At 71.6% G+C, this 11,005-nt stretch carries 9 protein-coding genes; 6 read left to right on the top strand and 3 right to left on the bottom strand.

The genetic code is table 11. The features are described from left to right. Nucleotides 1-16: 16 nt before the first annotated feature. On the top strand, nucleotides 17-1,207 hold the full coding sequence (locus O2L01_RS13395) for an MFS transporter (protein ID WP_270122447.1): 1,191 nt from the start codon (nucleotides 17-19) through the stop codon (nucleotides 1,205-1,207). A gap of 209 nt (nucleotides 1,208-1,416) precedes the next feature. Here the strand turns inward: O2L01_RS13395 and O2L01_RS13400 are convergent, their stop codons facing one another. Then, on the bottom strand, nucleotides 1,417-3,717 hold the full coding sequence (locus tag O2L01_RS13400) for a hypothetical protein (RefSeq protein ID WP_270122448.1): 2,301 nt from the start codon (nucleotides 3,715-3,717) through the stop codon (nucleotides 1,417-1,419). A 229-nt stretch (nucleotides 3,718-3,946) separates the two neighbouring features. On the opposite strand from O2L01_RS13400, the gene O2L01_RS13405 reads away from it, so the two are divergent. From O2L01_RS13405 to O2L01_RS13425, 5 genes are read left to right on the top strand one after another with little or no spacing between them, the layout of a single operon-like run. After that, nucleotides 3,947-4,975, top strand: a complete 1,029-nt coding sequence (locus tag O2L01_RS13405) for a LacI family DNA-binding transcriptional regulator (protein ID WP_270122449.1) — start codon at nucleotides 3,947-3,949, stop codon at nucleotides 4,973-4,975. Continuing rightward, nucleotides 4,972-6,579, top strand: a complete 1,608-nt coding sequence (locus O2L01_RS13410; protein WP_270122450.1) for an FAD-dependent oxidoreductase — start codon at nucleotides 4,972-4,974, stop codon at nucleotides 6,577-6,579. The genes O2L01_RS13405 and O2L01_RS13410 overlap by 4 nt, the downstream gene beginning before the upstream one ends. A 12-nt stretch (nucleotides 6,580-6,591) precedes the next feature. Next, complete coding sequence (locus O2L01_RS13415) at nucleotides 6,592-7,848, top strand: ABC transporter substrate-binding protein (RefSeq protein WP_270122451.1); 1,257 nt, start codon at nucleotides 6,592-6,594, stop codon at nucleotides 7,846-7,848. Next, entirely contained in the window at nucleotides 7,845-8,804 is a 960-nt protein-coding gene (locus O2L01_RS13420; RefSeq protein ID WP_374727692.1) for a carbohydrate ABC transporter permease, read from the top strand. Before O2L01_RS13415 ends, O2L01_RS13420 begins: the two co-directional genes overlap by 4 nt. Continuing rightward, complete coding sequence (locus tag O2L01_RS13425) at nucleotides 8,794-9,660, top strand: carbohydrate ABC transporter permease (RefSeq protein WP_270122453.1); 867 nt, start codon at nucleotides 8,794-8,796, stop codon at nucleotides 9,658-9,660. The genes O2L01_RS13420 and O2L01_RS13425 overlap by 11 nt, the downstream gene beginning before the upstream one ends. 112 nt (nucleotides 9,661-9,772) lie before the next feature. On the opposite strand, the gene O2L01_RS13430 is transcribed toward O2L01_RS13425, so the two are convergent. Continuing rightward, entirely contained in the window at nucleotides 9,773-10,486 is a 714-nt protein-coding gene (locus tag O2L01_RS13430) for a hypothetical protein (RefSeq protein ID WP_270122454.1), read from the bottom strand. A 73-nt stretch (nucleotides 10,487-10,559) separates the two neighbouring features. Continuing rightward, complete coding sequence (locus O2L01_RS13435) at nucleotides 10,560-10,958, bottom strand: YbaB/EbfC family nucleoid-associated protein (protein ID WP_270122455.1); 399 nt, start codon at nucleotides 10,956-10,958, stop codon at nucleotides 10,560-10,562. Nucleotides 10,959-11,005: the final 47 nt, after the last annotated feature.

Below are 11,005 nucleotides of genomic sequence, written 5' to 3' on the forward strand. Positions count from 1 at the left end.
ACGCATCGTTGTCGCCATGCCGACCACCGCCGAGATCCGGCCGCGCGCGCTCGTCCGCGCCTCCGGAGGCCCCCGCTACGCCATCGCCCTGACCGTTGACGCGCTCGGAACCGGGCTGCTGCGGCCGTTCCTGCTGCTGTACGGGGTGACGGTGCTGGAGTTGTCCGCGCCGGTCACCGGCGGCGCCATGACGGCGGGGATCATCGTGGCCCTGGCGTGCACGCCCTTCGTAGGCCGGTGGCTGGACCGGGGCGCCCGCAGCACGGTCGTGGCGGCGTCGATGCTGGTGCGCGTGTTGGGAGTGGCGCTGCTGCTCGCCGCTCCCGCGGGGAACGTCGCGATGTTCACGGCGGCGGCGCTCTTCCTCGGCGTCGGCAACCAGGCGTGGCCGGCCGCCCATGCGGCCCTGGTCGCCACGGTCGCCCATGGCCGCGAGCGCGACGCCGCACTCGCGGCCGGGCGCGCATTGCGCAACGGCGGCATGGGCGCGGGCGCGCTCCTCGCCCTCGCCTTCCTGACCGGCGGTGCCGCCGCCCTGCAGGGGCTGGCGGCCGTCACCGGGCTCGCCTACGTCGCGGCGGCCGCCTTGACGTGGTCGGTCCGCCTGCGAGCGGATCCGGCCGGCGCCCAAGTGGTCGAGCACGAAGGACCGCCGCCTCGGATGCGCACGCTGCTGGCCGCGAACGTCGTCTACACGTTCTGCCTCAACGTGCCCGAGATCGCGCTGCCCCTGGTCCTGGTGACCCAGTTGGACGCCTCCCCGGCGTGGTCGGCGGTCGTGTTCGTGGCGAACACGGTCATGGTGGTCGCCTTGCAGGTGCCGGTGACCGTCCTGATGTCCCGCTACCCGCGCCGGGCCGTGCTGGCGTTCGGCGGTGTGGTCCTCGGCGGCTCGTATCTCGGCTTCCTCGCGGCCACGCTGTGGGGGCACGGCTGGGCGGCTCCGGCGATCGCGGCCGTGTCCCTGATCTGCACCGTCGGCGAGATCCTGTACGCGGGCAGCGCGACCGCGCTCGTCACCGCCCTGGCTCCGGACCACGCGATGGGGCGCGCGCTCGCCCGCTTCCAGCTCTCCACGGGCTTCGGCCTCGCCGTCTCCCCGGCGGTCATCACCACGCTCGCGGCCCTCGGCCCGACCGCCCTCTGGGGCGGACTCACCGCTGCGACGCTGCTCTCCGCTTCCGCCGTGGCCACCGAGAAGGACTGAGGAACCCGCCGCATGCCCTTGCTCGCGACCGCCGCCGCATACGCGTGCGCTTCCCGTGCCGCCGCAGCGGGTGCGGGGTGCCGGTCAAGTCCGCGGCCTGGTCGGTGCCGCAGGCGTCGGTCCGCTGCTCGATCTCCTTGCCGTTGCGGCCCTGCGCGACCGCATCCGCGGTGCCCCGGGCGGCTCGCCTTCCGGGGCACCGGCGCCTGCTAAGCGAGGTGGTCGGTGAGGTCGGTGCCGATGAACAGGCGCGGGGCGCCGTCGAGGACTGCGGTGGCGCAGCCTGCGGCGGCCGGGAGGGTGCGGCGCTGGCCGATGCAGTCGACCTGCGTCAGGGTGGACCCGGCGGCCTTGACCTTGAGCGGGGTCTTGGTGGGCCAGTGGTCGACCCACGGTTCGGGGGCCGGGAAGTAGGCGCCGGCCGGGTCGTGGTCGGCGTTGAGGACGTAGCCGTCCGCGCGGTTCCACAGGACGGCGGCTTCGCCTGCGGGCGTGTCGAACAGCAGGCCCTTGTGGTTCGGGTCGGCGAACGAGAGCCAGCCGAGCGGGGCGGCCTGGTCGAAGGCGCGGGCCGCGGTGGCGTAGGCGAGCAGGGAGGGCTTGGCGCTGGTGTCGCGGTTCATGAGTCCGAAGTGGTATTCGACGTTCTCGGGCCGGGCCACCTGCGGGCGGCCGAGGACGCTGTCGTGGAACTGGTACCAGCAGACGTTGCGGATGCCTTCGGCTTTGGCGATGGCGAGGGTGAGGAAGACGTTCTCGGCGGCGGCCCGGTAGGTGTCGTTCCACCACGCGTTGGGGCGGGTGCAGGCGTAGGCCTCGGTCAGCCAGATCTCCTTCTCGCCGTGGACGGCCATGAGCGCCTGGAGTTTCCGGAGGCCGCCGAGGAAGTTCCAGTACTTGCCCGTGGCACCGGCGTCCCAGTCGCCGTCGGGGATGTAGTCGGGGGTGAAGTTGCCGCGGCCGGGGTGGTAGGCGAAGCCGTCGACGAGGTCCCAGCCGCCGCCCGCGATGAAGTTCTCGACCCACGGCTCGTCCATGCCCGCGAGCCCGTTGTTGAGGATCTTCAGGTTCGCGCCGGTGGCGGTCACGTAGTCGTGGACGGGGCGCAGGGCCTTGTCGATGTAGGCCTGGGCGGCGGCGCCGGTGTTGAAGGGCCGGTTGAGCTCGTTGCCGACCTCGAAGTACTCGGCGCCGGCGGCCACGGCGATGTCGGTGTTGGTCTGGGCCCATTGCGCGGCAACGGTGTCGGTGACGTCGAGCGCGGGCTGGAGTTCGATGTTGTGCGCCATCCCGCGGGCGTCGAACGCGGCGGGCGGCAGGCCCGGCCCGCCGTCGTAGGCGATGCGCACGCGCGAGACCCCGGCGAGCTGCCACAGGTCCAGCAGCGCGTCGGCGGAGGGCACTTGGAGCCACGGGTAGTTCGCCATGCCGAACATGCCGTCGGCCCCGGACTGGTAGGTGAAGGGCCCGAGGACGGCGAGGTTGGTGCGGACGAAGGCCTCGTCGTCGCCGGAGGTCGCGGTGACCTCGGCGAAAGCGATGCCGGCGGCCGGGGCGGGCACGGTGAAGGTGTGGTCCCAGACGGCGGCGGCGGGCACGGTGCTCGTGACCGCGGTGTTCGCGAGCTGGGCGCCGTTGAAGTCCTTGACCAGGAAGGCGAGGTCGACGGCCCTGGTACTCGGGGCGCCGTTGGCGACCTGTACGCGGACGCTCGCGGTCGCCCCCGCGGCGTCCCAGAGGTTGAACGGCCGGTCGGTCCAGATCTCGACGCCGATCTCGCGGCCCGTGCCGATCGAGGTCGTCGCGGTGGGGCGCTTGTCGCTGAAGTGGAAGTCGGCGCGGCTCACGATGCTCTCGTCGGTCTGCGGCACGCCGGGGGCGTGGATCCAGGTGGCGTTCGTCCACGACTGGCGCGAGTCGGCGAGGAGGAACAGGCCGTGGAGCGCGCCCCAGGTGGAGGTGTGCGCGATGCCCACGGTCTCCTCGAAGGGGATGCCGCCGCCGGTGTCGCGCGCCCATTCGGTGATGGGCGCGAACCCGTCCGGCTCGGTGGGGTTCTGGATGGCGCGGCTGAACTGGAAGCCGTCGGGGACGAGGGTCGCCGGGCCGGTGACGTGCCATTCCAGGCCGACATGGTTGGTCGAGACGGTGAAGAGCCCGTACACGGCGACCGCGGTCGAGGGCATCGTGTAGTCCATGCGGATCGCCGGCGTTCCGTCGGCGAGGCTGGTGAGCGTCGGGGTGCCGCCGGTCGAGATCAGTACGCCCGCGGCGCTGTCCTTGACCTGGAACTTCGAGCCGGCGGAGCGGGTGGTGCCCTGGCCGTCGCGGATGGCGACGCGGCCGCCGACGCTGGCGAGGACGCTCACGCCGCTCGCGCTCAGGACCACGTCGCCGTCGGCGGCCCAGGCTTCGACGGGACTGGCCTCGGCGGCGAGCATGACGCCCGCGGCGAAGGTGGCGCCGAGGAGGCCGCGGCGGGTCATCTCGTGTGTTCGGTCAGACGTCATCGTCTGTCTCCCATGCTGTTCGCGCGGCCCCGGAGCGGCCGCGAGCGGGCCGGGCCGGGGCCGGTGGTCGGACCGCGGGGTGATAATTCGCATTATCAGCGGTTGCAGCACATCGTGCCGGGCGGCGAAGTCTCGTGTCAAGGGTGCTTGCGGAATTTGCTGATACGTATTATCGTTCCGGGAACCCGCGTTGCTAATGCGCATTATCGAGTTCGATGGGAAACGACAGATGACACCGAAGCCCGGCAAGGTCACCCAGCGCGAGATCGCGCGCATCGCCGGAGTCAGCCAGACGACCGTGTCGATGGTGCTCAACGACCGGGACGGCTCGAACATCCGCATCCCCGACGCCACCCGCGAGCGCGTGCGCCGCGCCATCGAGCAGTCGACCTACGTCGCCGACCCCGCCGCGCGCCGCCTCGCCGGGCTCGACAACAAGATCCTCGGCGTCTTCACCTACGAGTCGGCCCTGACCCCCGAGAGCATGGACTTCTACGGGCCGCTGCTCAACGGCATCGAGCGCGCCGCCGAATCGCTCGGCTGCGACCTGCTCTTCTTCACCAGCTCCCCCGTCGAGGAGGGCCGCCGGCGGCTGTTCCACCGCCAGACCCGGCTGCGCCTGGCCGACGGCTGCGTCCTGCTCGGCCAGCAGATGGACGGCGACGACCTCGAACGGCTCGTCGCCGAGGACTTCCCGTTCGTCGCCGTCGGCCGCCGCGACGAGACCGACGCGCCCGTGCCGTACGTGGGGATCGACTACGGCGCCCTGACCGGGGCGCTCCTGGACCGCGCCGCTGAGCTCGGGCACGAGCGGATCCTCTACATGCACCGCGACCGCAACAGCCCCACCGCGCGGGACCGCCTCGCCGCCGTCGCGCGCGCCGACGGCCCCGACGTGGCGCTCGCCGTCGTCGGGGACGACTTCGCCGGGGTGCCGGGCCTCGTCGCCGAGACCGGTGCGACGGCCGTGTTCGCCGAGGACGCGTTCCTGGTGGAGGACATCGCCCTCGCCCTGGGCGACGAGGGCGCGGGCCTCTCGCTCGCGGCGCTCGCGGAGGTGCGCGGCCACCGCATCGGGGGGCGGGCGCTCTCGGGGTTCCACACCCCGCGCCAGCAGATCGCGGCCGAAGCGCTCGCGCTCCTCCAGGAGCTCATCTCCACCGCGCCGGACGAGCGCGGCGGCATCGAGATCCAGCGCCTGCTCCAAGGCGAGGTCGCGCTCGGCGACACCCTCACCGCGCGCGGCGGTGCCCGATGACGCCGATCAAAGCGGACATCGCGGTCGTCGGCGGCGGGCTCGGCGGCGTCGCCGCCGCCCTCGCGGCACTGCGGCGCGGGCGCCGGGTCGTCCTCAGCGAGGAGTACGCGTGGCTCGGCGGCCAGCTCACCTCCCAGGCCGTGCCGCCCGACGAGCACGTCTGGGTCGAGCAGTTCGGGGTCACCGCTTCCTACCGAGCGCTGCGCGAGGGCATCCGCCAGTACTACCGGGAGGCCTACCCGCTCACCGACGCGGCCCGCCGCGACCGGCACCTGAATCCCGGACGCGGGCGCGTCAGCCGCCTGTGCCACGAGCCGCGCGTCGCGCTCGCGGTCATCACCAAGATGCTCGCCCCGCACCTCTCGAGCGGCCGACTCACCGTCCTCCAGCCGCACGTGCCCGTCGCGGCCGCCACGGTCGACGGCACGGTCCGCTCGGTCACGCTGCGGCACAAGGAGACCGGCGAAGAGACCACTGTGGAGGCCGCGTTCGTGCTCGACGCGACCGAGACCGGGGACCTGCTGCCGCTCACCGGGACCGCATACGTGACCGGGGCCGAGAGCCGCGCCGAGACCGGCGAGCCCTCCGCGCCCGAGCACGGCGACCCCGCGAACGTGCAGTCGATCGCCTGGTGCTTCGTGTTCGACCACGTCGAAGGCGAGGACCACGCCATCGAACGGCCCGCGGACTACGACCGGTGGCGGGCGCTCGCGCCCGGCTTCTGGGGGGACGCGATGCTCTCGTTCACCGCGCCGAGCCCGCGCACCCTCGAACCCGAGACGCGCACCTTCAACGTCAACCCGCCGTACGCGACCGTGGGCCGCGACGAGGCCCACGGCGACGACCCCGGCGACCTCGACCTCTGGGTCTTCCGCCGGATCGCCGCCCGCGAGACGTTCCTGCCCGGCAGCCTCGAGAGCGACATCGTGCTCGCGAACTGGCCGCAGCTCGACTACCTCGGCGGGTCCGTCATCGACACCCCCGACCGCGAGGAGCACCTGCGCGCAGCCAAGGCCCAGTCGCGGGCGTTCGTCCACTGGCTCCAGACCGAGGCGCCCCGGCCCGACGGGGGCGCCGGGTGGCCCGGGCTGCGCCTGCGCGGCGACGTCGTGGGCACCGACGACGGCTTCGCGCAGGCGCCGTACATCCGCGAGTCCCGGCGCATCCGCGCGATGCGCACGGTCGTCGAGCAGGACGTGGCGGTCGCCCTGCGCGGCCACGGCCGCCCCGCCACGTTCCCGGACTCGGTGGGCGTGGGCATGTACCGCATCGACCTGCACCCCTCGACCGGCGGCGACAACTACATCGACGTCGAGTGCGCGCCGTTCGAGATCCCGCTCGGCGCGCTCGTCCCGGTCGCCACCAAGAACCTGCTGCCGGCCGCTAAGAACATCGGCACCACGCACATCACGAACGGGGCGTACCGGCTGCACCCCGTCGAATGGAACATCGGCGAATCCGCCGGCGAGCTCGCGGCGTTCTGCCTCGACCGCTCGCTGACCCCCGCGGAGGTCTGCTCGAAACCCGAGCTGGTCAGCCGGTTCCAGGCCGTCCTCGTCGAGGCCGGCGTCGAAATCCACTGGCCCGAGATCATCGGATACTAAAAGGAACCCATCATGCCCACGACAGCAAAGAAGCTGGTCAGCGCCCTCGCGCTGGGAACCCTCGCCGCAGCGGCCGGCTGCGCCGGCACCACTGCCTCCGACGAGAACGTCGCACTGCGGATGACGGTGTGGACCTCCAACGAGGACCACCTGGCGCTGTTCGACTCCATCGCGGACGCCTACATCGCCGACCACCCCGAGATCGAGTCGATCACCTTCGAGAGCCTGCCGTTCGAGGAGTACAACACCACCCTGACCACCCAGATCGCCGGCGGCAACGCCCCCGACCTGGCGTGGATGGGCGACCTCTCGGCCGACCTCATCGACTCCGGCGCGCTCGTGCCGCTCACCGAGACCCTCGAAGGCGCCGAAGGCTGGGACTACGGGGACCTCGTCCCCAGCGTCACCGGCGAGTTCAGCCGGGACGGCGAGCTCTACGCCTACCCGTTCTCCAACTCCCCCTTCGCCCTCTACGTCAACACCGACCTCCTCGCCGAGGCCGGGCAGACCCTCGACCCCGCCGCGCTGACCTGGGACCAGGTCTCCGCGCTCGGCTCGGCCGTGCACGCCGCGACCGGCAAGGGCGGCTTCGTGGTCAACGACTTCAACTACTCCTCGTGGAACACGCTCGCGACCGTCTGGACCGCCTTCGGCGCCTCCGCCTGGAACGAGGACGGCACCGAGTGCGGGTTCGCGAGCCCCGAGATGACCGACGCGTTCACCTTCCTGCACAACGCGGTCTACACCGACGAGTCGATGCCCGGACCGGGCGTGACCGCCGACTTCTTCGCCGGGGACGCGGCCTTCGCCGTCGCGCAGGTCTCCCGCGCCGGCAACCTCGACGGCTCCTTCGCGTACGACATCCAGCCGCTCCCCCAGGGCCCCGCGGGCGACTACTCGGTGATCGGCCAGGCCGGCATGGGCGTGCTCCAGTCCAGCGCCCACGTCGAAGCGGCCACCGGCTTCCTCGCGTACCTCACCGACCCGGAGAACGCCGCGAAGCTCGCGCAGTACTTCCCGCCGCCGCGCCAGTCGCTCCTGACCGGTGAAGGCCTGGCCGCCAACAACACCAAGTTCACGGCCGAGCAGCTCCAGACCGTCGTGGTCGACCAGGTCCCCGGCGCGGTGACGCTCCCGAACCACACCAACCCCGCCGAGGTCGCCCAGAAGGCGAAGACCGCGCTGGACGCGATGTGGACCCCGGACGCGGACGTGCCCGCCGTGCTCGCCTCGGTCTGCGACGCCATCGACCCGCTGCTGGCGGCATAGCGGTGGCGGACACCCGGATCAAGCCGCGGGAGGCCGCCCCGGCCTCCCGCGGCCCCGCCGCCCGGCGGCGGCGCGTGTGGACGATGTCCCGCGCCGACGCCGCCGCGGGCTACCTGTTCATCGCTCCGCAGCTCCTCGGCGTGCTCGTCTTCGTGATCGTCCCTGTCGGCCTCGCGATCTGGTACAGCCTCAACGAATGGAACGTCTTCACCGGCGCGACGACCTTCGTGGGAGCCGCGAACTACCAAGCGGCCCTTGACGACCCACAGCTGCCGAAGGTGCTCGGCGCGACCGCGGTGTTCTCCGGCGGCGTCGTCGTCCTCAACCTGGCGCTCGGCCTGGCCCTCGCGGTGATGCTCAACCGGCGCTTCCGCGGCTCGGTGCTGTTCCGGACGCTGTTCTTCTCCCCCGTCGTGGTCTCCGTGGTCGCCTGGACCCTGGTGTGGGGCTTCCTCCTCCAGGACAACGGCGGCATCAACGGCGTCCTCGCCGCGCTCGGCGCGGACGGCCCGAACTGGCTCCAGTCCGGGCCCACGGCGATGATCGCCGTGACCTTCACGCAGGTGGTGCGCAGCGTCGGCATCAACATGGTGCTGTTCCTCGCCGCGCTGCAAGGGGTCCCGGGCGAGCTGTACGAGGCCGCGCGCCTCGACGGGGCGGGGAGCCGGCGGATCTTCTTCCGCATCACCCTGCCGCTCATCTCGCCGACGCTGCTGCTGACGGCGATCATCACGATCGTCGGCGCGCTCCAGTCGTTCGCGCAGATCGCGGTCCTCACCGAGGGCGGGCCGGGCCTGTCGACCACGGTCCTCGTCTACTACGTGTTCCAGCAGGCGTTCAGCTTCAACGACATCGGATACGGCTCGACGCTCGCACTGATGCTCCTCACCTTCGTGATGGTGCTGACGGTGATCCAGTGGCAGCTCCGCAGGAAGTGGGTGTTCTATGAGGACTGACGCAGCCGCGCGGCCCCCGCGCTTCGGGCCCCGCGCCCGCCGCGCCGCGCTCTACATCGCGCTCATCGTCATGGCCGTGCCGTTCGTAGTGCCGACGCTGTGGATGATCACCTCGTCGTTCAAGCCGCTGAACGAGATCTTCGCGTCGCCGCCGTCGTTCTTCAGCGCGAACCCCACGGGCGCCGCTTATGCGGAGGCGTTCTCGTTCCAGCCCTTCGCGAGGCAGTACTTCAACAGCGTCTACATCGCCCTGGTCGTCACCGCGACGACGATGCTCGTCTCGAGCCTGGCCGGCTACGCGTTCGCCCGCATCCGCTTCCCCGGCCGGAACCTGCTGTTCGTGGTGGTCCTCGTCGGGCTGCTCGTGCCCGGCGAAGTGACGATCGTGCCGCTGTTCCAGATGTTCAAGCAAGCGGGCCTGGTGAACACGCACTGGCCGCTGATCCTCGTGACGGCGTTCGCCGCGCCGTGCGTGCTCGCCACGTTCATCATGCGGCAGTTCTTCATCGCCCTCCCGATCGAACTCGAGGAGGCCGCCCGCATCGACGGCCTGGGCCGCTTCGGGATCTGGCGGCGCATCTGCCTGCCGCTCGCCAGACCCGCCCTGTCCGCGGTCGCGATCCTGACCTTCCTGTCCTCATGGAACCTCTACCTCGAGCCGACGGTCTACCTGACCTCGCCCGAGCTGTTCACCCTCCCGCAGGCCCTCACCCGGTTCACGGACGCCTACGGCGGCGAAATGTGGAACACCCAGCTCGCGGCGGCCACCATGACCGCCGTCCCCGTCCTGGTGGTCTTCATCTTCGCCCAGCGCCAGTTCGTCGAGAGCCTCGCGCACTCGGGTCTGAAGGGCTGACGCCGGATCCGGGCGGTCGATCACCCGGCCGCCCGGATCCGCAGGTCGACGAAGTCCGGGTTGTACCCGGCGATCCAGCAGTTTCCTTTGCGCCCCTTCACATGCGGCGCGACTAGACCTTGCCGTCCGCCGCCTCGGACGGGGTGGGGTCGAGGGAGGCGTTGTCGTACCCGTCGAAGTCCTTGTAGGCGACGACGTTCCGGGACCGCAGGATCCGCAGCGCCCGCCACCGGACCTTCCGCAGGATCTCGACGTCCCGCGGCGACAGCGATTCGACGCTCACCACCGGGGGCTTCTCGGTGGACCGGAGCCGGGCGTGCGCGACCATGACGCCGACCGCGAACGCCGCCAGCAGGATGAACGGCACCGCCAGTGCCGATTTCGAGGCGTACTCCCAATGCCTGACGAGCACCGCCCCGAGCGAGACCGCCGCGATCGCGAGGATCATCACCGCGATGCCGTTCAGGGTCCGGTCCCACTGCCGGTACGGCGTCAGCAGCCACGGCACGAAGAACCCGAGGAGCGCGCAGCCCGAGAGCCCGGCGCCCGCCCGCACCACCGTCGGCAGCGCCTCGTCCTCGATGCCGCCGGCGAGCATGAGGAACCCCAGCCCCACCGCGACCATCAGGCAGATGATCGTGCAGCTGAACCCGGCCACCGCCAGGGTCCGGCCCAGCGCCGTGCGCCGGTACCAGCGGTTCGCGAGCGTCAGTTCGACCTGCGCGTAGTCGAGCACGACCCGGTTGAGCGCCCCGATGTCGAACGGGGTGAAGACGTCGTGGGTCGTCGCCCATTCGTTGGGCTGGACGGCGGCGGCCTTCGGCATGGGACTCCCTCGATCGCGATGGCAGGGGGCATGGAGACCTTAGCCGTTCGCGGCGAGAACGCCGACGCCCTGCCTACCTGCCGCCGTCGAGCTTCGCGAGGACCTGCGTGATCGACTCGCTCATGGCCTGGAGCCGCCGCACGCCGGTGTCCTGCACGGCGGCGAGCGACTCGCCGATCGAGGCCAGGTCCGGGACTCGCTCGTCGGGGGCCATGGCGGCGCGCTTGTCGAGCGCCTCGTTCAGCGCCAGGAGCACGTGCTCGGCGATGAAGTCGGTGCCCTCCTTGAACGCCTTGGGGTCCGCCTCGATCCGGTCGACGCGGCCGTCAACGCCGAGCGTCACGCGGACGCGGCCCTTCGCGGACTCCCCGGTGACCGGTTCGACCTGCACCTGCTCGGGCGCGGCGGTCGTGTTCGCCAGTGCCGCACGCGCTTCGGCGAGCTGCTGGGCGAAATCGCTCTCTGCGGCCATCGGTCCATCCTCTCTGGAACACGAAACGGCGCAATCGTAGCGCGGGG

The sequence above is a fragment of the Glycomyces lechevalierae genome (genome assembly GCF_027622945.1).
GTDB lineage: Bacteria > Actinomycetota > Actinomycetes > Mycobacteriales > Micromonosporaceae > Glycomyces > Glycomyces rutgersensis.